We start from the raw sequence: 26,201 nt of genomic DNA on the forward strand, positions 1-26,201 counted from the left end.
GGCCGTTGGCGGCCGTTCGTTGCTTTGGTTGGTGTTAAGAGGCGAAAATCACGTCTTCGCGCTGGCTGACATGCCAGGGAATGACCAGCTTCTCGATCCGGTCCACAATCCAGAACAGGATGACGCCGAGCAGCGCGAGGATCACCAGCGCTGCGAACATCGTCGGCAGGTCGAAGGTTCCGATCGAGCGCTGCATCACATAGCCGATGCCGGAATTGGAGCCGACGAACTCGCCGACGACGGCGCCGACGACGGCGAGCGTCACCGACACTTTGAGGCCCGAGAAGATCGCCGGCAGCGCATGCGGCAGGTTCACCGCGCAAAACACCTGGAAGCGGCTGCCCTGCATGGCTCGGGCGAGATCGACCATATCCGGATCGACCGATTTGAAGCCCTGCACGGCGGAGACCACCACCGGGAAAAACCCAAGCAGGAACGCCGAGATCACTTTCGGAATGATGCCGAAGCCGAACCACACCACGAACAGCGGCGCGATCGCGATCTTCGGCACGGATTGCGAGAACACCAGCAGCGGATAGACGTAGCTCTCCACCGTCTTGGATCCCGCGATCAGCATCGCGATGGGGATACCAAAAAGCGCCGAGAGCGCGAAGCCGCAGACGGTGGCATAGGTCGTCGGCCAGGACTGGCGCAGCAGTTCCGGCCAATCGGTGCGCAGCACCGCAATGACATCGCCCGGCGACGGGATCTGATAGGCGGGAATCTTGAACAGCCGGATCGCGAAATCCCAGGCCACGACGATGAACACCAGGAACAAAAACGGCCGGATCCAGGCCGCGTTCAGCATCTTGGACACCGCACTCTGCGGCTTCAGCTCAGCCACGTCTCACTCCCGGCAGTCTTGTTCGTTGGGAGAGAAATTAACCCGTTGGATAAATACTGTCCAGCGGTTTTGCTGCGACGTTTTGGGTGGGGTTCCGGAAGTTGGAAGTCGTGACGGGGAGCGTGTCGGATCATCGCGCCACCCCGCTCGGTGTCATTCCCCGCGAAGGCGGGGAATCCAGGACGCCGCGGCCCATCGGTTCGACCACAACCGTCTCGAAGTACTGGATCGCCCGGTCAAGCCGGGCGATGACAGCTGAGATTTGGGGGAGCGGGGAAGTATCCGTCGAGCGGCGCGCGAACTGCCGCTAAACCGTCTGCGCCACCGCGGCGCGCGACTTCGGCGCCTTCGTCATGGCTAACAGCGCGGCCGACTGCCCCGTCAGCGCGGCCAGCACGAGGCCGACCATGTGGTCCAGCCGCTCGTCCTTGGCGTCCTTGGCGAGCAAATCGCGACCGAAGATCACGCTGAGCGTCGCCGAGTTCGACAGATAGAAGAAGCACAGTCCCGCGATCGAGATGTAGAGCTGGACAGGATCGACCGCGACCTTGAAGTCGCCGCTGGACACACCGCGCCGCACCACGGTGCCGATCATCTCGACGAAGGGCGAGTGCATCGACTTGACCTTGGTCGAGCGCTTCAGGTGCTTTGCGCGCGCGAGGTTCTCGGTCTGGAGCAACGACAGGAATTCGGGATTGCGCAGGAAATAATTCCAGGTGAACTCGATCAGGCGGCGGATGGCCTCGGGCGGGTCGAGATGTTCGAGATCGAGCCCGCGCTCTTCGCTGCGGATCTTGTCATAGGCGCCTTCGAGCACGGCGAGATAGAGTTCGTCCTTGTTGCCGACGTGATAATAGAGCATCCGCTTGTTGGCACCGGCGTTGGCCGCAATGCGGTCGACGCGCGCGCCGGCGAGCCCATGGGCCGAGAATTCCTGCTTGGCGGCTTCGAGAATGCGCAGCCGCATCCCTTCAGGATCGCGCTGCCATTTCAGAGTTCGCTTTGCCTTTGCCAAACCGGTTGCTCGCTGGGTGCTCACAAAACGCATGTAACACGCCGGCGCCGTCATTGCGAGGAGCCCTTGCGACGAAGCAATCCAGAATGTCGCCGCGGAGGGATTCTGGATTGCTTCGCTACGCTCGCAATGACGGAAGAGAGACGCCCCCTAATCCACCGGCTTCGGCGAGCGCTCCAGCAGCACGGTCTGGATGCCGCAGGTGCCGGTCCGCACCGTCATCACCCGCGTGCCCGGCTTGCGGCCGTTGCGCACTTCGGTGACGTCGAGACCGGCGGCGATCAGGCGCGCGCGCGTGGCGTCGATGTCGGCCACCCGCCAGCTCAGGCCCCAGAGGCGGTCATGCAGGAGATCGCCGCCCGCAACGGGGCGGCGCACGACCTCGACGACGAGATCGCCGCAGCGGAAGAACATCAGCTGGCCCCAATCCTGGTGCGAGCGGTCGAGCGCCAGATCGAGCCCGAGCCGCGCGCCATAGAGCGCGGCGGCGCGATCGGACTCCTCGGTGGTGATCACGACGTGGTCGAGCGCGTCGATCGGCGCGATATCGGTCGCCGGCGAGAGCGGACGCTCATCAGCCAGTTCGAGGAAGAACATGCGCACGCCGCGCGTGAGCTCCGTGGCGGCGCGCGTCCGTTTCCAGTGCAGGACCGCACCGCTCTCCGCGTCGCTGCTTTCGACCTCGGCAACCGGATCCGGCTTGAGCGCCACCCGCTCCAGCCGCCGGTGCATTTTGCTCATGTCCGCGACACGAAAGCACAGGCTGGCGAGCACGCCTTCGTGGTCGTCGAGCAGCGCGCGCATGCGGTCGGCGGTCACGCTGAAGCCGATCGGCGCCATCAATTCGATCGTCATATTTTCGAGGGTGAACAGCACCCGGTCGGCGCCCTCGCCCGAGTTCTGCCAGGCCGGCGCGCGCCCGAGCAGCGTCTGATAGGCCGCCTTGGCCGCACCGATATCCCTGACCAGTGCGACGACGTGATCGAGGCCGGTGATCATGCTTCCCCCCTGTTGATCGGCCCGGAACCGTGGACCGAGAGACGGCGTTTGTCCGGACTTGGCATTGCCCGGTGATGGTCGTATTCCGGCCGCATGCCGACCTCAAGCACTCCGAGCGGCGGTTTTGCGAATAATTTCAGCGGTCCCTCGGCGGAACCGGTGTTACAGTAAGCACGCCGGCCGGGACCACAAGCGCATCACGGACAAGCAATGCAGGCTCTCTTCATCGGACAGACCTATATCGACGTCGTCTTCATCACCGACCACATGCCGACCGGCGACGAGAAGCACGTGGCCTCCGACTACGCGGTCTCCTTCGGCGGCAATGCGGTGACGGCAGCGTTCTGCTGCGCCAAGCTCGGCATCGTCCCCGATCTGATCGCCACCGCGGCCAATGACTGGCTCGGCCGCATGTTCATGGACATGTGCGCGAAGTACGCGATCTCACTCCACGGCCGGAAGGTCAATCAGTCCTCGCTGTCCTTCATCATGCCGAAGGACGGCAAGCGCGCCATCGTCCGCTGCCGCGACGACGACCACATCCATCCGTTCCCGATGCTCAATCTCGGCGGCTGCCGCGCGCTGCATGTCGACGGTCATCAGCCCGATGCCGCGCTCCACTACGCAAAAGTCTGCCGCGAGGCCGGCATCCTGACCTCGCTCGACGGTGGCGGCCTGCGCACCAACACCCATGAGCTATTGGAATTCATCGACGTCGCCATCGTCGCCGAGCGCCTGTGCGAACAGATGGATCTGACGCCGGAGAAGATGCTGGACTATCTCAAGAGCCGCGGCTGCAAGATCGGCGGCATCACCATGGGCGAGAAGGGCCTGCTCTGGTACAACGAAACGGGCGCAGTCGAGATCATGCCGGCGATGCCGATTCCGCGCGAGCGCGTGATCGACACCAACGGCGCCGGCGACGTCTTCCACGGCGCCTATGTCTATTCCTATCTCGCCCATCCCGGCAAAAGCTGGCGCGAGCATTTCGATTTTGCCCGCGCCGCCTCGACCTTCAAGATCCAGCGCCTTGGCAACGAAGCCGGCCTGCCGACGCTTGTCGACATCGCCAAGGTCAGGCACGAGTTCGAGGTCAGGGTCTAGCGTTCGCCGAGGTTTCTCATCTGAGGTTTCTCATGGGGCGCGTCTTCGTCGCCGGCAGCATCAACATGGATGTCGTGGCGACAGCCGATCGCCATCCGAAAGTCGGCGAGACCGTCGCCGGCAAGCAGGTGCTGTATTTCCCGGGCGGCAAGGGCGCCAACCAAGCGGTCGCGGCATCACGGCTTGGGGCGAGGACCACGCTGATTGGGCGGCTGGGCAACGATTCGTTCGGCGGTGAGCTGAGGACGTTCCTCAGCGCGCAAGGCATCGATATCGGCGCGATCCGCGAGACGGCCGAGGCGCACACCGGCACGGCCATCATCACGGTGGCGGAGGCCGACAACACCATCGTCGTCATTCCCGGCAGCAATGCGCTCGTCGGTCTCGATGACGTCGCGTCCGTCCCGCTGACGAAGGGTGATGTCGCGGTCAGCCAATTCGAGATCCCGCTGCCGACGATCGCCGCCTTCTTCCGGCGCGCCCGTGCGGCCGGCGCCACGACGCTGCTCAATCCGGCCCCGGCACAAACCATGTCGGGCGAATTGCTCGCGCTCGTCGACATCCTCGTGCTGAACGAGACCGAGCTCGGTCTCCTCGCCGGCGTCGAGTTGTCCGACAGTGACGAGGCTGCGCGGATCATCGACGTTGCGCGAAAACTTCAGGCGCGCGAGGACCAGACCATCTGCGCGACCCTCGGCAAGCGCGGCGTGCTGGCGCTCGCCGGACGCGAGGAGATTTCGGTGCCCGGCCGCGTGGTGAAGGCGGTCGACACCACAGGCGCAGGCGACTGTTTTGTGGGAGCGCTCGCGGCGCAACTTGCCGACGGCGCAGCACTGCGCGTAGCACTCGCGTTCGCCAATGCCGCCGCCTCGATCTCCGTGCAGCGCATGGGCGCGGGGCCGTCGATGCCGACGGCGGAGGAAGTCGCGGCAGTTCTCAATGCGAACTGATGCCTTTCTTACCTCGCCCCGCTTGCGGGGAGAGGTCGGATTGCATCGAAGATGCAATCCGGGTGAGGGGGTAGGGGTTTCAGGCTCATCTCATTTGCGGAGAGAGCCCCTCACCCCGACCCTCTCCCCGCAAGCGGGGCGAGGGAGAAGAGATCACGCCAGCGCGCCCTTCAGGTCAAAGCTTTCATCGGCGGCCTGCTCCGGCGTGATTGAGCGATCCAGGCCGAACAGGCGGCGGCCGAACATGTGGTCGCCGGCACGGTTGATCGATTCGATGCCGAGCAGACTGTCGCCCTTATAGCAGAACGCCGAGAACGCCTTCTTGGCGGGATCGCCGCGCAGTACGACGCGGTCGTAGCCGGTGGTAAGGCCCGCGATCTGGAGCTTGTCCTCGCCCTGGTCGCTCCAGAACCATGGATGGCTGTCATAGGCCTTGCGGTCGCCAGTCAGCCGCGCCGCGAGGCAGCGCGCGTGATCGGTGGCATTCTGCACCGATTCCAGCCGCTGCGATCCGCCGAAGCGCGGGCTTTTGAACAGCGCGCAGTCGCCGATCGCGGAGATATCGGGATCGGCCGTCGAGAGATATTCGTCGACGATGATACCGGCCGCGACCGGCAGCCCCGCCTCCGCCGCAAGCTCGATGTTCGGCAGCACGCCGACGCCGACCACGACGAGATCTGCCGGCAGATGCCTTCCGTCGCTCAAGGAGACGCCGGTGACCTTGCCATCCTTCGCTTCGATGGACGTTGCCTGCACGCCGAGGTGAATGCGGATGCCGGCCTCGCGATGCCGCGCCTGAAAATACTCCGAGACCTCCGCCGTCACCGCGCGTGCCATCACGCGCGGGGCGAGTTCGAGCACGTCGACCTCGAGGCCCTTGATGCGCGCGGTGGCTGCGAATTCGAGGCCGATGAAGCCGGCGCCGATCACCACCACCCGCGTCTTCGACGGTATGATCTTTCGCAGCGCCTCGCTCTCGTCGAGGATGCGCAGATATTTCACGTCGGGAAGGTTCGCATTGGGCAGATCGAGCAGCCGGTTGCGCGCGCCGGTCGCCAGCACGAGGTGGCCGTAGGGCAGCGTCCTGCCCGAGGCGAGCAGCAATTTGCGCCCCGCGCGGTCGATCGACACGGCGCGGCCCGCGACCAGCTCGATGGTCTGGTCCTGGTAGAATTTCTCCGGCCGGAACATCAGGCTCTCCGGCCCGGCCGCGCCCTTGATGTAGGCCTTGGACAACGGCGGCCGCTGATAGGGCAGATGCGCCTCGTCATTGATCAGGCAAATGGGCGCGGAAAATCCCGCCTGGCGCAGCGATGCCGCGACCTGGTAGCCGCCATGGCCGGCACCGATAATGACCACCGGACCATCCGTCATTGGACAGCCCATTTCCGCAAGACACGAGCGTCACCCATGTCGTCTCCCCTCTCTGATTTTGGCTTGGCTTACCCAGGAGGAGCCGGCGCTCGTGTCCGTCCCTGACGAAGGCACCCCATTTGAACCGAACATTCCGCTCGGCGCAAGGGCCGCAGGCGGGGATTGTCACCCCCTGGCTTCTGCGATTTAGTTGCAGCAACAAACCTCATGCCGGGGATATTCCAGATGCCAGCTCCCGTCTCCCAGCCCGATGATCCCGCCCTGCTGCGGATCGACGGCCCGATCGCGACCATCACGCTGAACCGGCCCGCTGCGTTCAATTCGATCAACCTTACAATTGCACAAAAGCTCGAACAGCTCGCAGCCTACATCGAGGGCGCCGACGACATCAGGGTCATGGTGATCGAGGGCGAAGGCCGCGCCTTCTCGGCCGGCGGCGATTTGCAAACGATTGGCGCAGCCTCCGAAGCGGGCACGGTGACGCCGGTCGTCGGCGAGCTGTTGAAGCACTATCACGCCTTCATCGAGATCATCCGGCGCATGCCGAAGATCTCGCTGTCCAGCGTGCACGGCTCGGCCGCCGGTGCCGGCATGGGCCTCGCCTTGGTCACCGATCTCTGCATCGCTGCGGAGGATGCCAAGTTCACACCGGCCTATGCCAAGATCGGCGTGTCGCCCGATGGCGGATCTACGGTCGGCATCGTCAACACGGTCGGCTCCCGCCGTGCACTGCAGATTTTCCTGGCCGAGGACAATTTTACCGCGCAGCAGGCCCATGAATGGGGCCTGGTTGCGAAGGTCGTTCCCGCCGCCGAGCTGAAGGCAGCAACGCGAACCCTCGCCGAGCGGCTGGCGCAGAACCCGCCCGCAGCGATTGCGGGCACGAAATCGCTGGTCTACCAGGCCGCCACGACCCCGGTGAAGCAGCAGCTCGACGCCGAGGAGCACAAGATCATCATGGCGATGAACACGGAGGAGTTTCGCGCCGCCGTGAAGAAATTCACGAGCAAGAGCAAGTGACACCCGCGCGCACCTTCTGCGGCCTTCGTCACGGTGCGACCGACTGGAATCGCAACGGGCTCTTTCAGGGCCGGACGGACAACCCGCTGAACGAGGATGGTCTGCGGCAAGCGCACGAGGCAGCTGGCATGTTGCGCGGCGCCGGCATCAGCCGCATCGTCGCAAGCCCGCTGGTGCGCGCGGCGCGAACGGCCGAGATCATCGCCGACGCGATCTCGGTGCCGCTCACGATCGACGACGGCATCATCGAGTTCGATTTCGGCAGCTTCGAGGGCTTGCCTGTCCGCGACCTCATGATCAAGCACGGCGTCACTTCCGCGACCGGCCTCGTCTCGATCCTGCCCACCGACGGCGAGAACTGGGACGCCATGACCGAACGGTCGCTGGCTTGCGTTTCCACATGGCTCGACCGTCATCCCGGCGACGATCTGCTGTTCGTCTGCCATGACGCGGTGATGCAAGGCATGGCGAACGCGCTCTCTGGCGGCTACTTCAAGAACAGCCACGGCACGCCGTTCCGCTACCTGCACGAAGCCGGACAATGGCGGATCGAGGAAGTCGCTACTGCGGGCAGATGTAGCCCGTCCCCGCCGGCGACTTGAAGCAGCCGACCGACTCGGGGAGCACCTGCCGCGGCAGCCACAGCACCACGCTCGGAAAGTAGATCGCGAACGCGATCGTCCCGAGGAAGACCAGATAGATCGGCAACGCGGCGCGCAACGCCTTCGCAAAGCTCACGCCGACGAATTTCGACGCCATCAGCAGCACCAGTCCATAAGGCGGCGTGATCAGGCCGAAGGCCAGCGTGGCAATCAGCACCACGCCCATATGCACGGCGTTGATATCGCCGGCTTCCGTCAGCGTGTTGACCAGCGGCATGAAAATGATGATCGTCGGCACCGGCTCGATGAAGTCGCCAACCACGGTGAACAATAGCACCATCAGCAGCATGATCAGATGCGGGTCGTTGCCGGCGAGCGAGGTGATGACTTCGGCGATGTAGCTCGCACCGCGCAAATAGGCGAGCATCCAGCCGAACGCATTGGCGGCGCCGATCGTGATCAGCGGCAGCGAGAAGATCAGGCCGGCAAGACAGAAATCGTACGGGATCTTCCTGATATGCCCGCGATTGAGCGCGGGAATCACGACGACGACGATCCAGACCACGGCGACGACGCCGGCTTCCGTCGGCGTGAACCAGCCGGTCAGAATGCCCCCTAACAGGATCACGGGGATCATCAGCGGTAGCGCCGCATCGCCGGCCGCGAACACCACCTGCCGCAGCGGCGCGCGCGGCTTGCGCAGGCCGGACGGCCCGAAGAAATAGCAGTAGATCATCAGCCCGAAGCCGATCATCAGGCCCGGCACGACGCCTGCCATGAACAGGCCGGCGATCGAGACGTTGCCGACCGCGCCATAGACCACCGCGGTGATGCTTGGCGGCACCAGCGCCGCAATGGTCGAGGCGGATGCGATGATGGCGGCGATGAAGGCGGGCTCATAACCCTCGCGCTTCATCGGGCCGCCCAGCGCGCGGCTCATCACGGCGACGTCGGCGGTGGTCGAACCCGACATTTCCGAGAAGAACATGCTGAAGACCACCACGACCTGCGACAGGCCGCCTCTGATGTGGCCAACGAGCGACACCGAGAGGTTGGCTATTCGCACCACCACATTGGCCGAGCTCATGAGCTCGCCGACCAGCAGGAAAAAAGGGATCGCCAGCAGCGCCTCGGAATCGACGCCGTCAAAAACTTTCTGGATGATCGCGGCGAGCGAGACGTCCGACAGCAGCGCGCCGATGAAGACGCCGGCCATCAGCGAGAACGGCACGGGCACGCCGAGATAGCCGAAGGACAGGAAGCAGACAGTCATCAACGCCAGGACAATAGGTGCGCTCACGGTTGCACCCTCATCTGTACGTCCGTGATGACAGGCGCCCCCTCATCCTCTTCGGGCGGCTCGGGATGGTCAAAGCCGTTGCGCAGGCCGTTGACGAGCTGCTCGATGGTGAACAGGCCGACCAGCACGCCCGACAACGGAATGATCGCGTAGAGCGAGGCGATCGGCGTGCCCGACGGCAGGCGAAAACTGCCGAAGCCGCGAAGATAGTTCTGATAGCCGTACAAGATCAGGCAGAAGGCGACGCCGAGCACCACGATCCGGATGATGACTTCGACGATCAGACGCGGCGTGCCGTGCATCGCCTCGGAGATCGCGGTGAGATAGAGGTGGTCGTTGCGCCGGGTCGCAGCCGCGGTCCCGACGAAGATCGCATAAATGAACAGCGTCGACGTCACTTCCTGGAGCCACAGCCAGGGATGGCCGATGGTGCGGGTGACGATGTCGGCGGTCACCGACAGCGAGAAGCCGAAGCAGAGCACGCCGCAGAGGATCATCAGCGCAAGCTCGAGCCAGTCGAGCCCGCGCCATTTGAGGTGACGCTGGCGTTGAACGAGCAGTTTGTCGGCGATGGCCATCACTATTCCTGTCGTCCCGGCGAAAGCCGGGACCCATACCCCCAGCTGCGTGTAATCAAAGCAAGCTCGCGGCTATCCTGCCCCAACCTCCGCCGCGGAGTATGGGTCCCGGCTTTCGCCGGGACGACTCGTGGAGGCACGGACATTTCCCCGGCGGCCTAATTAATCGAGCGGATCAAATCCTTGATCTTCTCTGCGTGCGGGCCGAGCTCCTTGGCGAGCTTGTCGAGATAGGGATCGGCGATCGCCGTGAAGGTCTTCTTGTCGACGTTGTCGACGATCTTCACGCCCATCTTCTTCAGCTTCTCTGCCGCGGTGCGTTCGAGGTCGAAGGCCTTCTGCGGCTCCTTGGAGCTGACCTCGTTCCCTGCCGCCTGCACCCAGCCTTTCTGCTCGGCCGACAGGCTCTGCCAGAGCTTGTCGGAGATGAACACCAGCGCGTTGTTGGCCTCGTGCTCGGTGATGTTCAGGACCGGAGCGACCTCATAATGCTTGTTGACGAGGTAGACGTTGATGCTGTTCTCGGCGACGTCGACGACACCGGTCTGCAGGCTCGTGTAAACACTGCCGAACGGCATGTGCACGGTCTGGGCGCCGTAGGCCGGGAACATGGTGTCCTCGGTCGCGGTTGCCTGCACCCGGATCTTCAGGCCCTTGATGTCGCCGACATTGTGGATCTCCTTCTTGGAGTACATGTGGCGCACGCCCTGCGAGCCGGTCGCGATCACATGCAGGCCCTGCGTGGTCTCATCGATCATGGTCTTGAGCGCCTCGAACACTTTTGAATCTGCCAGACCCTTGACCACGTGGCTCTCGTCGCGGAAGAGGAAGTGCAACGACATCACGCCCGCTTGTGGCGAGATCGTCGCGGTGTTTGCCGAGGAGATGATCGCAAATTCGACGTCGCCCGCCTTCACGAGCTGGAGCACCTGCGGCTCCTGTCCGAGCTGCGCGCCCGGATATTGATCGATGATCATGGTGCCTTTGCTCAATTCCTTGAGCTTTTCGGCAAAGAGGTCGCCCGCGATGGAATAGCCGGTGTTGCGCGGCTGGTCATAGGCGAAGCGATAATGCTTCACTTCCTGGGCCGATGCGCCCGAGACGAAAAGAACAGCGGCCGTTGCCGCCAGCCAACGCATGGATCGTGCAATCATCGTTTCCCCCTGTTTCAACGCCCGCCGCTTCAGCGGTCTGGGCTACGCTTCCGGGTGGTTGTCACCCCTTTTCAGTCTGCTTCCCAGTCCTCTGCATGAAATCGAAATCGCAGCCCTCGTCGGCCTGCATGATGGTCTCGTTGAACAGCCAGGCATAGCCGCGCCGCGCCTCGTCCGGCGCAGCCGCGGGTTTCAATGCCGTACTCCGCCGTTCCAGCTCGGTAGCATCCACCAGAAGCTCGATGCTGCGCTTGGCGACGTCGAGCCGGATCATGTCGCCGTTCATCACCAGCGCCAGCGGCCCGCCGACGGCGGATTCCGGCGTGATGTGCAGCACGATGGTGCCGAACGCGGTGCCGCTCATGCGCGCGTCCGAAATGCGCACCATGTCCTTGGTGCCGGCGCGCGCGAGCTTCTTCGGGATCGGCAGATAGCCCGCCTCTGGCATGCCGGGCGCCCCCTTGGGGCCGGCATTGCGCAGCACCAGCACATCATCGGCGGTGACGTCGAGATCGGGATCGTCAACCCGGAGCGTCATGTCCTCGACGGATTCGAACACCACCGCACGGCCCGTATGCTGCAACAGTTTTGGGCTCGCGGCGGATTGCTTGATCACCGCGCCGCGCGGAGCGAGGTTACCGTGCAGGACGGCGAGGCCGCCTTCCTTCTTGATCGGATTGTCGCGCGGGCGGATCGCGTCCTGGCCGGGCACGTCCTCCGCATTGGCCACGACATCGCGCAGGCTCTCGCCCGTGATGGTCTTGGCATCGAGGTCGACGAGATCGCCGAGCTGCGCCAGCAGTTTCGGCACGCCGCCGGCGTGATGGAAATGCTCCATATAATGCTCGCCCGACGGCTTGAGATCGATCAGCACCGGCACCTCGCGGCCGATCTGGTCGAAGACGCCGAGGTCGAGCCGGTGCGGCGAGCGATGCGCCATCGCGGTCAGATGGATCAGGCCGTTGGTCGAGCCGCCGATCGCCTGGAGCACGACCTGCGCGTTCTTGAAGGAGGCCGGCGTCAAGAGTTCGCTCGGCTTCGGCCCCTTGGTCTTGGCCATCTCGGCCGCAACCCGGCCGCTCGCTTCAGCCAGACGGAAGCGCTCGGCATGCGGCGCCGGGATTGTCGCGCTCATCGGCAGCGACAAGCCCATGGCTTCGATCATGCAGGCCATGGTCGAGGCGGTGCCCATGACCATGCAGGTGCCCACCGACGGCGCCAGGCGGCCGTTCACCGCTTCGATCTCGACATCGTCCATTTCGCCGGCGCGATACTTGCCCCAGAGGCGACGGCAATCGGTGCAGGCGCCCAGCACCTCGCCCTTGTGATGACCAACCACCATGGGGCCAACGGGAATGACCACCGTCGGCAGATCGGCGCTGATTGCGGCCATCACCTGCGCCGGCAGTGTCTTGTCGCAGCCGCCGATGACGATCACCGAATCCATCGGCTGGGCCCGGATCATCTCCTCGGTGTCCATCGCCATCAGATTGCGCAGATACATCGAGGTCGGATGCGCAAAGCTCTCCGCGATCGAGATGGTCGGGAACACGAACGGCATCGCGCCCGACAGCATCACGCCGCGCTTGGCGGCCTCGATGATCTGCGGGACGTTGCCGTGGCAGGGATTGTAGTCGCTATAGGTGTTGGTGATGCCGACGATCGGGCGCTCGAGCGCGTCGTCTGAATAGCCCATGGCCTTGATGAACGCCTTGCGCAGGAACAGCGAGAAGCCGGCATCGCCATAGCTCGTCAGCCCTTTGCGCAACCCACTCGTCATCATACCACTCCCATCACCGGGCCATTGTCGTACAGCGTGCCCCTTGATTGTCAATAAGGCAGACGCCCAACCTGCCATTTTCCGGGATCTGCGTACTGGTAAGCCACCCGATTATTGACAATCCGAGCCTTCCCTGCTCCACAGGATGGACCGGCCAAGCGCCGGGAGGCCGAGGGCATGTCCGACACTCACACCGCAGACGCCGTGACGGTCCGGCGCGACGATCCGGACGACATCGTCGCGCGGCTCGAAGAGGACATCATCTTCGGCCGACTGGCGCCAGGCGCGCGCCTCACCGAAGACGCGCTGATGTCGGCTTACGGCACCTCGCGCCACTTCGTGCGCCAGGCGCTGGTGGATGCGGAGCGCCGCGGCATCGTCCGCCGCGAGAAGAATGTCGGCGCCACCGTGCGGTTCTACTCGGCCGAGGAGGTCCGGCAGATCTACGAGGTCCGTGAGATGCTGACGCGGCAGGCGGCGCTGATGATCCCCCTGCCCGCACAGCAAGGCCTGATCGACGAGCTCTCCGCATTGCAACGGCAATATTGCGCCAGAGCGGATTTGCAGGACCTGCGGGGCATCCACGAGACCAACGACGCCTTCCACCTCGCGCTGTTCTCGGCCTGCGGCAATCCATATCTGGTGCGCTCGCTGCAGGACTATATGAACCTGACCCTGCCGATGCGCGCAAAGAATCTCGCCGACCGAGACGGCCTCGCGCAATCACGGCGCCAGCACGAGTTGATGATCGAGCTGTTGAAGGGCCGCGATAGCTGGGCGCTGGCGCAGCTGTGTGTGGATCACATGCAGTTCAGCAAGAAGGATTACCTGGCGCGGATTGCGGGTGAGCAAGCCGAACAGCAGGGCCCGCGTTCATAGATGGGAGACGTTCGCTTCTCGCGGTGCTGCAGTTTACGCGGTAAGGGCGCGCTGGATTGCTCGCAATTGCTGGCCGCACGAGCCCATTCGGGCAACAACGCCCGCAGTCCACAATTTCTGGGGAACCTATGGTCGGCTTGGTACTTGGTCCTGCACCAATCCCCCACCATAGGAGCTGTCATGATTTGCCGTTTAGTCGGAGCCGCCGCTGTTGCCGTCGCCGTCCTGCTTCCCGTAACGACCCAGGCCCAGGGCGTTCCCGGAGGCGTCGAACGCGGTGCGCGGGATGGTGAGCGAGCGGCAGGGCCTGTCGGTGCAGTTGTGGGTGGCGTCGTCGGCGGCGTCGTTGGCGGCGTGGCGGGAGTCCTTGGTGTCGATCAACGTCCTCGCTTTCACTCCTACGTCGTCGAACAGCGGCGGCCCTCATATCAGTACCGCGAGGATGTGAGAGTCGGGGCGGTTCTTCCGGAAGAGGGCGTTACCTATTACGAGGTGCCGCCTGAGTACGGCGCCCGTGAGTACCGTTATACAGTGGTGAACGGTCGCACGGTTCTGGTCGAACCGCGAACCCACCGGATCGTCGAGATTGTCGAATAACAACCAAGGGCCGTCTTTCGAGACGGCCCTTTCGTTTGCGCAGATCTAAATCCCTCAAGTCCCGGTTCAGTACCGCCTCAGCAGACCGCGATCCACGCCGGCATCGCCGTAGTCGGCGCAGGCTCTCTTCGGGTTTCTGATCAGATCGGTCCGGACGCGCCTGAACGTTTTGGCGGCCACGTCGGACACTTCGGGGCGAAATTTACCGGGATCGGAGGTCTCGCCATCGCGGACCTTGATGGCCGCCGCATAGGCGTCGATCATGGCCATCGCGGCATCCGTGCTGCCGAGAAGTCGGGCGCCTAGCTGGACACTGCCGGCACCATTGACCTCGTAGCCGACGCATCGTTGCTCCAGCACCACGGAGGCGGTGACGAGCTGGTCGAGGAACGTCGCCTCAGCGTCGGTGAGCGTTGCGCTCCGCGCCGGTCCCGACATGATCAGCGCGAGCAGTACGACGGCTGGCAATTCGATTTTCATTGTCCTGACTCGCGCTGCCGCCGTTGAACATTAATCAAGGCACCGATGTCGAGTAGCGGCCTTGCGGATCGAGAGCCAGACGACCAGAGCAACGTTGATCTGGATCAATGGGCGGAACGGCCAAGGCGAGGCTCAGGCCGTTGCGTCGCTCGCCTTCTGTGAATCGAGGTACCGCGGCGGGACGGATACTAAAACTGTTTGTCAAGCCATCGAAATTTCGCAGAGCAGGAAATAAATATCGCCCGGGCTCCGGCGCCACGTCGCGCGCCCTCCTCCACTTCCCTCCCGACTGAAATGGCATGACCGAACAAATCCTGACCGAGCCGATCGACCAACGGCCAGAGCTGTCCCGCGGCTTCTCGCGCTACCAGGCGATCCTCGTTGCGCTGCTGGCGCTGGTCCAGTTCACGATCATCATCGATTTCATGATCATGTCGCCGCTCGGCGCCATCATGATGCCGGCGCTTGATATTTCGGCCGCACAGTTCGGGGTGGCGGTCTCGGCCTATGCGTTCAGCGCGGGGATTTCCGGCATCCTGGCGGCCGGCTTTGCCGATCGGTTCGACCGCAAGCGGCTACTGTTGTTCTTCTATGCCGGCTTCACCCTTGGCACGGCGCTGTGCGCGATCGCGCCCAACTATCATCTGTTGCTGCTGGGGCGGATCGTGACCGGCCTGTTCGGCGGCGTGATCGGCTCGGTCGTGCTCGCCATCGTCACCGATTTGTTTACGCTGCAATTGCGCGGCCGCGTCATGGGTTTCGTGCAAACCGCCTTCGCTGCAAGCCAGGTGCTGGGCATCCCGGCCGGTCTTTTCCTCGCCAACCAGTGGAACTGGCACGTCGCGTTCGGCGCACTGGTCGGCCTGTCGGTGATCGGGATGGCCGCCGTGATGTTCCTGATGAAGCCGGTGAACGGCCATCTGGGGCTGAAGCAGGATCGAAATCCGTTCCTGCATCTGATCGCAACGGTCTCGCAGCCGCGTTATTGGATGGCGTTTTCGGTGACGACCCTGCTGGCGACCGGCGGCTACATGCTGATGCCGTTCGGCAGCGCCTACACCGTGCACAATCTCGGCATCGACATCGTGCATCTGCCGACGATCTATCTCGTCTCCGGCCTGTTCAGCATTGTCATCGGCCCGCTGGTGGGACGCGCCAGCGATGCCTTCGGCAAATACCCCACCTTCGTCTTCGGCAGCGCCATGTCCATCGTCATGGTGCTGATCTACACCCATCTCGGTCAAGTGAGCCTGACGGTCGCGATCCTGGTCAACGTCCTGATGTTCGTCGGCATCTTCTCTCGCATGATCCCGTCGCAGGCGCTGATTTCCGCAATCCCCGAGCCGGCGCAACGCGGTTCCTTCAGCGCGGTCGGCGCGTCGCTGCAACAGCTCTCCGGCGGACTCGGCTCCGTGCTCGCCGCCGCGCTCATCGCGCAGGACGCCGACGGTACGCTCCGGCATTTCGACCGGCTGGGATACGTCGTCGTGACGACGGCGGTGATTTCTCTGATCCTGATGTACTTCGTGCAAAGGCCCATCGCGGCTCAGGCCGGCAAGCGCGTGGTCTAGGGCGTCGATTCCGACGCCCTAGATTTGCGAATGCGCTCCTACCGCTTATTCCAATCGATGATGCGGTTCGCATCACCGTCGAACTCGTTGCTGCAGAACGCGCCGCCCTGATAGTGATCGCCGACCGGATCGGGCTTCAGCTTGGCCTGCTCGGCCATCGCATGCGCCACGTGGTCCTCGGAGCGCCCCGTGGGACGGTAGCCGAACTCGTAGGCGCGGTGGTTGTCCCACCACGCGCGCTCGTTCAGGGACACGCCGTAGAAGATCTCGAAATGAATGTCGGGATGCTCGAGCCCGATCTGGCAGAGCTGCACCAGATCTTCCGGCTTCAGCCAGATCGAGATCCGGCGAAGGTCCAACGGCACGTCGCCGAAATTGCCAATGCGAAGGCAAGTCACCTTCAGGCCATGCTTGTCGGCATAGAGCGCGCCGACCGCTTCGCCGAACACCTTGCTGACGCCATAGCGGCCGTCGGGGCGCGGGGTCACGTCGGTGCCGATCTTGTGGTGGCGCGGATAAAATCCGACGGCATGGTTCGAGGAGGCGAACACCACGCGCTTGACGCCCTTGCGGTACGCGGCCTCGAACAGATTGTAGCCGCCGATGATGTTGGCCTGGAGGATGTCGTTCCAGGGACCTTCGACCGAATAGCCGCCGAAATGGATGATGCCGTCGACGCCCTCGCAGATCGCTTCGCACTGCGCGAGGTCGGACAGATCCGCCGCCTTGAATTGCTCGTTCGGGCCGAGATCGGCCGGCGGGCGGATGTCGCTGAGCAGCAGGTCCGGATAGATCGGCGGCAACAGTTTTCGCAGACGCGTTCCAATCCCGCCCGAAGCTCCCGTCATCAAGATGCGCGCCATGTCTTTCCTCACCATTCGTGACCGATTTGCCGTCACGTGTCTCTAATGATAGCAGCATTGTCCAGAGGGAACGAAACGAGAGAACCGACATGAATGAGGCATTGTCCCACACCCAGGAGCGGTCAGGCTGGCGGCCGGCGAGCTACTATCCCGATCCAGCCATTCACGCACTCGATCCCCGCTTCGAAAAATACTGGCTGAAGCTCTCGGCGGTGGAGCGGCTGACGACCGGCCTGCGCTGGGCCGAGGGTCCGGTCTGGTTCGGCGATGGTCGTTACCTGTTGTGCAGCGACATCCCCAACCAGCGCATCGTCAAATGGGAAGAGGAGACCGGCGCTGTCAGCGTGTTCCGCAAGCCCTCCAATTTTGCCAATGGCAACACCAGGGACCGCCAGGGCCGGCTCGTCACCTGCGAGCATGGCGGGCGACGCGTCACCCGCACCGAATATGACGGCACCATCACCGTGCTGATGGACTCGTTTGGCGGCAAGAAGCTCAACTCACCGAACGACGTCGTCGTGAAGTCCGACGGCGCGGTCTGGTTCACCGATCCCACTTTCGGCCTGCTCGGCAATTACGAGGGCTACAAGGCCGAGCCCGAGATCGAGCCGAACGTCTACAGGTTCGATCCCGCGACCGGCAAGGCGACCATCGTTGCCGAAGGCATGCTCGGCCCGAACGGGCTGTGCTTCTCGCCGGACGAGAAAATCCTCTATGTCGTGGAATCACGCGGCGTGCCCAACCGCAAGATCCTCGCCTATGACGTCTCGGCGGATGGCACCACGATCTCGAACAAGCGCGTCTTCATCGACGCAGGTCCAGGCACGCCCGACGGCATGCGCTGCGACATCGACGGCAACCTCTGGTGCGGCTGGGGCATGGGCGACCCCGAGCTCGACGGCGTGGTGGTGTTCGCGCCCGACGGCGTCATGATCGGCCGTATCGCACTGCCCGAACGCTGCGCCAACCTCTGCTTCGGCGGCGTCAAGCGCAACCGCCTGTTCATGGCGGCGAGCCAGTCGATCTATGCGCTGTATGTGAACACGCAAGGCGCGGTGGGGGGATAGTTACTCCTCTCTCCATCGTCATTGCGAGCGAAGCGAAGCAATCCAGAGTCTCTCCGCGGAAGGAGTCTGGATTGCTTCGTCGCTGCGCTCCTCGCAATGACGATGGAGCAAAATAAAACGCCGGAGCGGTTTCCCGCTCCGGCGCTTTGTTCGTCAGCTGATAAAGCCTACGCCGCGTTGAAGCCGGCGACGGCCTTCACTTCGAGGAAGTCCTCGAGGCCGTACTTACCCCATTCGCGGCCGTTGCCGGACTGCTTGTAGCCGCCGAACGGCGCGGTGCGGTCGTTGGGCACGCCCTGGAGGTTGACGTTGCCGGCGCGGATCTGGCGGCCGACCCGCTTGGCGTCCTCGACGGACGCACCCGTGACGTAGCCCGCGAGGCCATACGGCGTGTCGTTGGCGATGTGCACGGCTTCGGCTTCGTCCTTCGCGCCGATGATGGTCAGCACCGGTCCGAAGATCTCTTCGCGCGCGATCGTCATGTCGGGGGTGACGTCGGCAAAGATGGTCGGACGGACATAGAAGCCCTTGTTGACGCCCTCGGGCAGGCCCGGGCCGCCCGACACGAGCGTTGCGCCCTCGTCGATGCCCTTCTTGATCAGGCCCTGGATCTTGTCCCACTGGCCGCGGTTGACGACCGGGCCGATGGTGGTGCCTTCGGCGCGCGGATCGCCCGCCTTGGTCTTGTCGGCGACAGTCTTCGCAATCGCGGCGACTTCCTTCATCTTCGACAGCGGCACGATCATGCGCGAGGGCGCGTTGCAGGACTGGCCGGAGTTGTTGAACATGTGCATCACGCCGCCGGTCACCGCCTTCGTGAGGTCGGCGCCTTCGAGGATGACGTTCGGCGACTTGCCGCCGAGCTCCTGGCTGACGCGCTTCACGGTCGGTGCCGCACGCTTGGCCACGTCGATGCCGGCGCGGGTCGAGCCGGTGAAGGAGATCATGTCGATGTCGGGGTGCTCGCTCATGGCGGCGCCGACCTCGGGGCCGAGACCGTTGACGAGGTTGAACACGCCCTTCGGCACGCCGGCTTCATGGAGGATTTCGGCGAAGATCAGCGCCGAGGTCGGGGTGAACTCCGACGGCTTCAGGATCATGGTGCAGCCGGCGGCGAGCGCGGGCGCGACCTTGCAGGCGATCTGGTTGAGCGGCCAGTTCCAGGGGGTGATCATGCCGACCACGCCGACCGGCTCGCGCAGCACCATGGCGGTGCCGACCGGCTCCTCGAAATGATAGTTCTTGAGCACGTCGAGCGTGGTCATGAGATGGCCGAGACCGGCACCAGCCTGCAGCTTTTCGGCCATCGGCAGCGGCGCGCCCATCTCGTCGGAGACGGCAGCGCCGATCTCCTTGAGGCGGCCCTTGTAGATCTCGATGACCTTGGTGAGCAGCGCCACACGCTCGTCACGGCTGGTCTGGGAGAATGTCACGAACGCGCGCTTGGCGGCGGCAACGGCTTTGTCAACGTCGGCCTTGGAGCCCAGCGCAACCTCGTACATCGCCTCTTCCGTCGCCGGATTGACCACGGCGGTGGACTTCTTGACGGCGGGATCGACCCAGGCGCCGTCGATGTAGAATTGCATGCGATTGACCATAGTGAACCTCTTCTTGGGGGCTTGGGGGGCGTTTCGGCAGGCATCCTTGCACGAAAGCGCCAGCAATTGAACCCGCCATATGCGGGGCCAGCGTTGCAGCGGACGGAGGGTATATGAGCCGATGGCGGAGTGGTGGCAAGGCCGTCATGGTCGTCCTGGCGAAGGCCAGGACCCATTACCACAAACGTCGGTTGGCTTGCTCAGACGTCTACGACCTGCGGCCACAACAATCGCTGCGGCGTATGGGCCCCGGCCCCCCGTGCGCAATTGCGCACTAGGCCGGGGCGACGAATTAAACCGCCATCTTCCGATGCAGCACCGGCGCGCCGGTGGTGAGGCTTTCAGCCGCATCGATGATGGCGTTGGCGTCGATGCCGTGGTGGCGGTAGAGGTCGGCGATGGTGCCGGTCTGGCCGAACTGCTCAACGCCGAGCGCCTCGACACGATGGCCGCGGACACTGCCGAGCCAGCCCAGCGCCGCCGGGTGGCCGTCGATCACGGTCACGATGCCGCAGTCGCGTGGCAATGGCGCGAGCAATTTTTCGATGTGGCTGAGATGCTGCACGCCTCTCCGATCACGGCGCAATTTCCGTGCGGCGGTCCAACCCGCATGCAGACGATCCGCGGACGTGATCGCGAGCAGGCCGATGTCGCGCCGGCTCTCGCCGATAAAACCGGTCGCTTCGATCGCTTCCAGCGCGACGGCGCCGGTATAGGCGATGACGAGTTCGGCATTGGGGCCCGGCTTGCGCAGCCAATAGGCGCCGTCGGTGATGCCCTCCGCAAGCTCGGGCGTCATGATCCGCTGCGCCTGCTCGATGCTGCGCGTCGAGAGTCGCAAATAGACCGAGCCGCCCTCGCCCGGATCGCGCTGCATGTGGTTGAAGCCCCACCCCATGATCACGGCGAGCTCGTCGACGAAGGCCGGCTCGAACGAGGCGAGGCCGTCCTGCGCCATGCCGATCAAAGGCGTTGCGATCGACTGGTGCGCGCCGCCTTCGGGTGCCAGCGTGATGCCCGACGGCGTCGCCGCCACCATGAAGCGGGCATCCTGGTAGCAGGCATAGTTCAGCGCATCGAGACCGCGCTCGATGAAGGGATCGTAGAGCGTGCCGACCGGCAATAGCCGCTCGCCGTTGATCTGGTGCGACAGGCCGAGCGCCGAGAGCATGATGAACAGGTTCATCTCGGCGATGCCGAGTTCGAGATGCTGGCCCTTTGGCGAGAAGTCCCAGTTGAAGGTGGATGGAATTTTCTCGCTACGGAATAAGTCCGCCTTCTCGCCACGCGCAAACAGACCGCGCCGGTTCACCCACGGACCGAGATTGGTCGAGACGGTGACATCAGGGGATGTCGTGACGATGCGTCTTGCGAGCTCGCTGTCGGCGCGCGCGATCTCGTTCAGCACCAGCCCGAAACCCTGCTGGGTCGACATCTGCGGCGACGGCTTGAAGGCGAGCTGCGACGGCACCTCGATAACCGGCGCGGTGAGCCGGCGGCCGTCCTGGTTGAACGGCACGCGCGCGAGGAAGGCGTCGAGTTCGGCGGCACTTTGCGCGAGGCCCTCGTATCTGTCCCATTCGTGTCCCGGCCGGATGTTCTGGCTGCCCCGGTATTTCTCCATCTGCGTGACCGTCATCAGGCCGGCGTGATTGTCCTTGTGGCCCTGGAACGGCAGGCCGACGCCCTTGATGGTGTAAGCGATGAAGCAGACCGGGCGATCGTGATCGATGGATTCAAAGGCGTCCAGCATGCTCGCCATATCATGGCCGCCGAGGTTCGACATCAGCGCCAGCAATTCGTCGTCGCTGCGCTTGTCGATCAGTTTCGTGATCGGGCCCTGATCGCCGATCTCGTCGTGAAGATATTTGCGGAACGCAGCGCCGCCCTGGAAACACAGTGCGGCGTAGAGCGCGTTCGGGCAATTGTCGATCCAGCGCTTCAACGCCTCGCCGCCGGGCTCGGCAAAAGCTTCGCGCATCAGCCGGCCGTATTTCACGATCACCACGTCCCAGCCGAAATTGCGGAACACGGTCTCGAACTTTTCCCAGAGACCTTCGCGGACGACGGCGTCCAGCGACTGCCTGTTGTAGTCGACCACCCACCAGGTGTTGCGCAGGCCGTGCTTCCAGCCTTCCGCCAGCGCCTCGAAGATGTTGCCCTCGTCCATCTCGGCGTCGCCGACCAGGGCGATCATCCGCCCCTCGCGGCGATCCTTCATCCAGCCATGCGCCTTGACGTAGTCCTGCACCAGCGAGGCGAACAGTGTCTGCGCAACGCCGAGGCCGACCGAGCCGGTCGAGAAATCGACGTCGTCGACGTCCTTGGTGCGCGAGGGATAGGACTGCGCGCCCTTGAAGCCACGAAAATTCTCCAGCTTCTCGCGACTCTGCCGGCCGAACAGATACTGGATGGCGTGGAACACCGGGCTCGCATGCGGCTTCACCGCGACGCGATCTTCGGGCTTCAGCACGTGGAAATACAGCGCCGACATGATGGTAGCGAGCGAGGCCGACGAGGCCTGATGTCCCCCGACCTTCAGGCCGTCCGCATTCGGGCGGATGTGGTTGGCGTGATGGATGGTCCATGACGACAGCCACAGCGCCTTGCGGGCGAGCGCGGTCAACGTGTCGAGGCGGGTGGTATCAACGGGCATGGCAATGCTCCCGGAAAACAGGTGAGCAATAATACCCCTGCGAGAAGCGCCAAACTTCTCAATCTTTCGCGCAATACCGGCGTATATTGGGATAGATTACCAAGTAATCGCTCAGAACGACAGGTTCATCCCAATGCCCGACCTCGACGCCATCGACCGAAAACTCCTCGCTCTGCTCCAGAACGACAGCCGGCTGACCATGCAGGAACTCGCCGACAAGGTCGGGCTGTCGGTGTCGCCCTGCCATCGCCGGGTCAAGCTGCTCGAGGAACGCGGCGTCATCTCGCGCTACATCGCGACTGTCGACCAGAAGGCGCTGGGGCTGCATGTCAGCGTCTTCATCTCGATCAAGCTGGCGCGGCAGAAGGAGGAGGATCTCAACCGCTTCGCGCGCGCGATCTCGAAATGGGACGAGGTGCTGGAGTGCTATCTGATGACAGGCAACCGCGACTATCTGCTGCGCGTGGTCGCGGCAGACCTCGCCTCCTATGAGACTTTCCTGAAAACCAAGCTGACCCGGCTCGACGGCATCGCCTCGATCGAGTCCAGCTTTGCGCTCAGCCAGGTGAAATATTCGATCGCGCTGCCGGTGTAAGGCATCACCGCCACGGCTGCACGATGATCTTGGTGTGGGCCTCAGGGTTGGCGAGGTCGGCGAAAGCCCTTGCGACGCCGTCGATGCCGACTTCCGCCGTCACCATGGCCGCCGCATCCACCTGCCCTTCCGCGATCAGGCGCAATGACGCTGCGAATTCGTCCGGCGTGTAGCCGAGCACATACTGGACGTTGAGTTCCTTCATGATGCCGAGCATGGGCTCGCTTGTGTCAGTCTCCATGCAGACACCGACCACGACGATCCTGGCATCGCGCGGCGCGCCTTCGAACACCTGCTGCAACAGACCGGGCACGCCGACGCATTCGAAGATGATCGCGGGCTTCAGCGCGGGCAGCATCGCCTGGAACGGCGGCCGCGCCGCCTTCTCCGCCGCCGACATCTGCGCGTGCTCGGCCCAGGTCGCATAGGGCTGCGACACCCTTGGATCCACGACGATATCGGCGCCGAGTTTTGCCGCAAGCGCGCGCCGCGCCGGCGAATAGTCCGCCGCGACGACCGGATGCAGGCCCTTGAGCTTCAGCGCCGCAATCACCGCGAGCCCGACCGGGCCGCAGCCGATCACGAGCGGCACTTCGCCGCCCCGGATGTTGGCCTTGGCGACGGCGTGAACGCCGACCGCGAGCGGTTCGGTGAGGGCGGCATGCTCCGGCGCGAGACCGTTGGGCACCTCGAGCAGCAGCGCTTCGCTCAGCAGCATCGCCTCGGCATAGCCGCCAATATTATCGTTGGAATAGCCGATGCCCTCGATGCCCTGCGGCGTCACCAGGGCCGGGAGCGAGCAGACACGCGTGCCCGGCTGGAGCTTGCGCACAGTCCCCGGGCCGAAGTCGACGATCTCACAGCAGAACTCATGGCCGAACACGACGTCGCGGGCGAGGTCCATCGGCTTGCGCCCGGTCTTTCGCGCCATCTCCACCATGCGGTGGGCGTGCTGGCGTGCGTGCAGATCGGAGCCGCAGATGCCGCAGGCGAGCGTCTTGACCAGGACCTGGCCGGGGCCCGGCTTTGGCTCGGCCATCCGGTCGACGACAATCTCACCGTTCCTGAAAATCGCAGCGCGCATCCGGCTCCTCCCGTCTTGTTGGAGCCATTGATAGCACGAAGCGGACGCGGGAACTTGCGTCAGGGGTTCGGGGAGCGCTCTTCCATGATCAGGAGCTGGGCGCGGCGGATGCGCTCGCGATGGGCGATGTAGAGGCCGCTGGCGACGATGAAGGCCGCGCCGGTTACGGTCCAGACATCAGGAACTTCGCCGAACAGGAAAAAGCCAAGAATGCTGACCCACAGCAACTGCGTATAGGAAAACGGCGCCAGCACGGAGGCATCGCCGTAGCGATAGGCCAGCACGATGATCCACTGGCCGACGGTGGAGGCGACGCCGATCACGATGCCAAGCCCGATCGCCGTCCAGGTCGGCGTGACCCAGACGAACGGGACCATCAGAGAGAGGATCGCAACGCCCGTCAGCGCCGAATAGGCCATCGTGGTGAGGACGGCTTCGCGCCCGCTCATCATGCGCGTCAGGATCAGCGCCGCTGCCCAGCAGAACGCAGAAACGATCGGGAAGAACGCGGCGGCGTGAAACGCGCTGGAGCCCGGACGCAGGATGATCATCACGCCGGTCAAGCCGATCGCGGTCGCGATCCAGCGGCGCATGCCGACCTTCTCGCTCAGGAAGACGATCGAGAGCGCGGTGACGAACAGCGGCGAGACGAAGCCCGTCGCGGACGCTTCCGCGATTGGCAGGAAGCTCAGGCCGGTGATGAAGAACAGCGAAGAGCCGAGCAACGCCGCGCCGCGCATCAGCTGCAGGCCGAGGCGTTCGGTGCGCATGGCATGAAGCGGCGAGCCCGGCAGCATCACCGGCGTGAACATCAGCGCGAACGTCACGAAGCGGATCCAGGTGATCTCGATCGACGGCAGGCTCGACGAAAGATATTTCGCGGTGACATCGGAGCAGCCGAGAAAGATCGTCGACAGCAGCACCAGCGCGATGCCCTTGAAGGGATGATCGACGCGCGCCGGCGCGCGGCGCGCCTGCGGCTTCTTTTCGGGCATGGACATGGGAATACTGTCGAGCCTTGCGGCTGCGGCGGGCGGCGGGGTCACGGCTGGAACCTAGAAATGCGAATCGGGAATGATCGTAAAAAACGATAATTGCGCCGCTTTCACAACTTCCGAAAACAGGATGCCGATATGCGCTCACGTCCGCGCGCGTCAAGACTCCATTAATAATAGGCGTTTGTGCACTACAGCATGGGCAGGCCGCGCGGCTTCGGACCGCGCGGAAACGCCGCATCGAGCGCCGCAATCTCGTCTTTCGTCAGCACGAGATCGCCGGCCGCGGCGTTTTCGCCGGCATGTTCCGCGGACGACGCCTTCGGGATCGCTAACACCGTAGTCGCACGGGTGAGGAAGCTTAGCGCAACCTGGCGCGGTGTCGCGCGACGCGCTTCCGCGATGCGCGCCAGTACGGCGCCGGCTTTGCTGGTGCTCGCAGGGAAATCGTCGTGGCCGAACGGCGAATAGGCGACCACGGCGACACCATGCTGTTCGCACCACGGGATCACCGCGTGCTCGATCGCACGTTCCTTCAGATGATAGAGCACCTGATTGCAGGCGATGCGGCCTTCGCCGGCAGCGTCGAGCATCTCGTCGAGATCATCGGCGTCGAAATTGGAGACGCCCCAGGATTTGATCTTGCCGGCCTTCACCAATTCCTCGAACGCAGCCACGGTGTCCTCCAGCGGATACGAACCGCGCCAATGCAGCAGATAGCAGTCGAGCCGATCGGTCTTCAGGCGTTTCAGCGAGCGCTCACAGGCGGTGATGGTTCCGCGGCGCGAGGCGTTGCTCGGCAGCACCTTTGACACGAGGAACACCTCGTCGCGTCGGCCCGCGATCGCATCGGCGATGACAAGCTCGGCATCGCCATACATCTCGGCGGTATCGATGTGGGCCATGCCGAGATCGAGCCCGCGCTGCAGCGCCGCGACCGCGCGCTTGCGATCGCCATGGTCGAGATACCAGGTGCCCTGCCCGATGACGGAGACGCTAGAGCCGGTTTTGCCGAAGGGTTTTGTGTTCATATTTGTCTCCGATCTCCCGTGTCGGTTCTCCCTCTCCCCGTTCTTACGGGGAGAGGGTTGGGGTG

Annotated in this window: 24 protein-coding genes; 9 read left to right on the plus strand and 15 right to left on the minus strand. The window is 64.0% G+C overall.

Features of this window, described 5'->3' with window-relative positions:
• Positions 1 to 34 precede the first annotated feature (34 nt).
• From C7G41_RS11495 to C7G41_RS11505, 3 genes are all read right to left on the minus strand, one after another.
• A complete protein-coding gene (locus C7G41_RS11495) occupies positions 35 to 844 on the minus strand; it encodes an ABC transporter permease (protein WP_106942663.1) in 810 nt (269 codons plus the stop codon).
• Positions 845 to 1,151: 307 nt separating this feature from the next.
• Complete coding sequence (locus C7G41_RS11500) at positions 1,152 to 1,859, minus strand: TetR/AcrR family transcriptional regulator (protein ID WP_199198309.1); 708 nt, start codon at positions 1,857 to 1,859, stop codon at positions 1,152 to 1,154.
• A 150-nt stretch (positions 1,860 to 2,009) separates the two neighbouring features.
• Positions 2,010 to 2,858 (minus strand): VOC family protein, encoded by an 849-nt coding sequence (locus tag C7G41_RS11505; protein WP_106942665.1) that lies wholly within the window; start codon positions 2,856 to 2,858, stop codon positions 2,010 to 2,012.
• Between the two features lie 210 nt (positions 2,859 to 3,068).
• Here C7G41_RS11505 and C7G41_RS11510 point away from each other — a divergent pair, with 210 nt between their 5' ends.
• Together C7G41_RS11510 and C7G41_RS11515 are read left to right on the plus strand one after the other, a co-directional pair.
• Positions 3,069 to 3,962, plus strand: coding sequence for a sugar kinase (locus C7G41_RS11510; RefSeq protein WP_106942666.1), 894 nt, complete (start codon positions 3,069 to 3,071; stop codon positions 3,960 to 3,962).
• A 32-nt stretch (positions 3,963 to 3,994) separates the two neighbouring features.
• On the plus strand, positions 3,995 to 4,912 hold the full coding sequence (locus C7G41_RS11515; RefSeq protein ID WP_106942667.1) for a ribokinase: 918 nt from the start codon (positions 3,995 to 3,997) through the stop codon (positions 4,910 to 4,912).
• A gap of 153 nt (positions 4,913 to 5,065) precedes the next feature.
• Here C7G41_RS11515 and C7G41_RS11520 read toward each other — a convergent pair whose 3' ends face one another.
• Positions 5,066 to 6,286 carry an NAD(P)/FAD-dependent oxidoreductase gene (locus C7G41_RS11520; protein ID WP_106942668.1) on the minus strand — a complete coding sequence of 407 codons (1,221 nt, stop codon included), beginning with the start codon at positions 6,284 to 6,286 and terminating at the stop codon, positions 5,066 to 5,068.
• Between the two features lie 225 nt (positions 6,287 to 6,511).
• On the opposite strand from C7G41_RS11520, the gene C7G41_RS11525 reads away from it, so the two are divergent.
• Positions 6,512 to 7,306 (plus strand): enoyl-CoA hydratase/isomerase family protein, encoded by a 795-nt coding sequence (locus C7G41_RS11525; RefSeq protein ID WP_106942931.1) that lies wholly within the window; start codon positions 6,512 to 6,514, stop codon positions 7,304 to 7,306.
• Positions 7,303 to 7,908: a histidine phosphatase family protein gene (locus tag C7G41_RS11530; RefSeq protein ID WP_106942669.1), complete on the plus strand. Its 606-nt coding sequence runs from the start codon at positions 7,303 to 7,305 to the stop codon at positions 7,906 to 7,908. Before C7G41_RS11525 ends, C7G41_RS11530 begins: the two co-directional genes overlap by 4 nt.
• Here C7G41_RS11530 and C7G41_RS11535 read toward each other — a convergent pair.
• The 4 genes from C7G41_RS11535 to C7G41_RS11550 form a co-directional block, all read right to left on the minus strand.
• Positions 7,868 to 9,208 carry a TRAP transporter large permease gene (locus tag C7G41_RS11535; RefSeq protein ID WP_027568862.1) on the minus strand — a complete coding sequence of 447 codons (1,341 nt, stop codon included), beginning with the start codon at positions 9,206 to 9,208 and terminating at the stop codon, positions 7,868 to 7,870. The genes C7G41_RS11530 and C7G41_RS11535 overlap by 41 nt on opposite strands.
• Entirely contained in the window at positions 9,205 to 9,786 is a 582-nt protein-coding gene (locus C7G41_RS11540) for a TRAP transporter small permease (RefSeq protein WP_106942670.1), read from the minus strand. Before C7G41_RS11540 ends, C7G41_RS11535 begins: the two co-directional genes overlap by 4 nt.
• Positions 9,787 to 9,944: 158 nt before the next feature.
• Entirely contained in the window at positions 9,945 to 10,940 is a 996-nt protein-coding gene (locus C7G41_RS11545; protein WP_106942671.1) for a TRAP transporter substrate-binding protein, read from the minus strand.
• Between the two features lie 61 nt (positions 10,941 to 11,001).
• Complete coding sequence (locus C7G41_RS11550) at positions 11,002 to 12,720, minus strand: IlvD/Edd family dehydratase (protein ID WP_199198310.1); 1,719 nt, start codon at positions 12,718 to 12,720, stop codon at positions 11,002 to 11,004.
• Between the two features lie 177 nt (positions 12,721 to 12,897).
• On the opposite strand from C7G41_RS11550, the gene C7G41_RS11555 reads away from it, so the two are divergent.
• Both C7G41_RS11555 and C7G41_RS11560 read left to right on the plus strand, forming a co-directional pair.
• The gene (locus C7G41_RS11555; RefSeq protein WP_106942673.1) at positions 12,898 to 13,599 is read left to right on the plus strand and encodes a GntR family transcriptional regulator; all 702 of its coding nucleotides are present in this window, start codon (positions 12,898 to 12,900) and stop codon (positions 13,597 to 13,599) included.
• Positions 13,600 to 13,779: 180 nt separating this feature from the next.
• Positions 13,780 to 14,196 (plus strand): DUF1236 domain-containing protein, encoded by a 417-nt coding sequence (locus C7G41_RS11560; RefSeq protein ID WP_026233295.1) that lies wholly within the window; start codon positions 13,780 to 13,782, stop codon positions 14,194 to 14,196.
• 66 nt (positions 14,197 to 14,262) lie between these two features.
• On the opposite strand, the gene C7G41_RS11565 is transcribed toward C7G41_RS11560, so the two are convergent.
• Entirely contained in the window at positions 14,263 to 14,676 is a 414-nt protein-coding gene (locus tag C7G41_RS11565; RefSeq protein ID WP_106942674.1) for a hypothetical protein, read from the minus strand.
• Between the two features lie 299 nt (positions 14,677 to 14,975).
• Between C7G41_RS11565 and C7G41_RS11570 the strand changes: the two genes are divergently transcribed.
• Positions 14,976 to 16,247 (plus strand): MFS transporter, encoded by a 1,272-nt coding sequence (locus C7G41_RS11570; protein WP_106942675.1) that lies wholly within the window; start codon positions 14,976 to 14,978, stop codon positions 16,245 to 16,247.
• Positions 16,248 to 16,285: 38 nt separating this feature from the next.
• Here the strand turns inward: C7G41_RS11570 and C7G41_RS11575 are convergent, their stop codons facing one another.
• Positions 16,286 to 17,110: an NAD(P)-dependent oxidoreductase gene (locus C7G41_RS11575; RefSeq protein ID WP_106942676.1), complete on the minus strand. Its 825-nt coding sequence runs from the start codon at positions 17,108 to 17,110 to the stop codon at positions 16,286 to 16,288.
• Between the two features lie 89 nt (positions 17,111 to 17,199).
• Here C7G41_RS11575 and C7G41_RS11580 point away from each other — a divergent pair, with 89 nt between their 5' ends.
• Entirely contained in the window at positions 17,200 to 18,177 is a 978-nt protein-coding gene (locus tag C7G41_RS11580) for an SMP-30/gluconolactonase/LRE family protein (protein ID WP_106942677.1), read from the plus strand.
• A 167-nt stretch (positions 18,178 to 18,344) separates the two neighbouring features.
• Here the strand turns inward: C7G41_RS11580 and C7G41_RS11590 are convergent, their stop codons facing one another.
• Together C7G41_RS11590 and C7G41_RS11595 are read right to left on the minus strand one after the other, a co-directional pair.
• Positions 18,345 to 19,775: an aldehyde dehydrogenase family protein gene (locus C7G41_RS11590; protein WP_106942679.1), complete on the minus strand. Its 1,431-nt coding sequence runs from the start codon at positions 19,773 to 19,775 to the stop codon at positions 18,345 to 18,347.
• A 292-nt stretch (positions 19,776 to 20,067) separates the two neighbouring features.
• Positions 20,068 to 22,431, minus strand: coding sequence for a transketolase (locus C7G41_RS11595; RefSeq protein WP_106942680.1), 2,364 nt, complete (start codon positions 22,429 to 22,431; stop codon positions 20,068 to 20,070).
• 133 nt (positions 22,432 to 22,564) lie between these two features.
• Here C7G41_RS11595 and C7G41_RS11600 point away from each other — a divergent pair, with 133 nt between their 5' ends.
• A complete protein-coding gene (locus C7G41_RS11600) occupies positions 22,565 to 23,026 on the plus strand; it encodes an Lrp/AsnC family transcriptional regulator (protein WP_106942681.1) in 462 nt (153 codons plus the stop codon).
• 4 nt (positions 23,027 to 23,030) lie between these two features.
• On the opposite strand, the gene C7G41_RS11605 is transcribed toward C7G41_RS11600, so the two are convergent.
• The 3 genes from C7G41_RS11605 to C7G41_RS11615 form a co-directional block, all read right to left on the minus strand.
• A complete protein-coding gene (locus C7G41_RS11605; protein WP_106942682.1) occupies positions 23,031 to 24,110 on the minus strand; it encodes a zinc-binding dehydrogenase in 1,080 nt (359 codons plus the stop codon).
• A 59-nt stretch (positions 24,111 to 24,169) separates the two neighbouring features.
• Positions 24,170 to 25,111 (minus strand): DMT family transporter, encoded by a 942-nt coding sequence (locus tag C7G41_RS11610; RefSeq protein WP_199198311.1) that lies wholly within the window; start codon positions 25,109 to 25,111, stop codon positions 24,170 to 24,172.
• A gap of 185 nt (positions 25,112 to 25,296) precedes the next feature.
• Positions 25,297 to 26,136 carry an aldo/keto reductase gene (locus tag C7G41_RS11615; protein ID WP_106942684.1) on the minus strand — a complete coding sequence of 280 codons (840 nt, stop codon included), beginning with the start codon at positions 26,134 to 26,136 and terminating at the stop codon, positions 25,297 to 25,299.
• Between the last annotated feature and the right edge of the window lie 65 nt (positions 26,137 to 26,201).

Source organism: Bradyrhizobium sp. MOS002 (assembly GCF_003020115.1).
GTDB lineage: Bacteria > Pseudomonadota > Alphaproteobacteria > Rhizobiales > Xanthobacteraceae > Bradyrhizobium.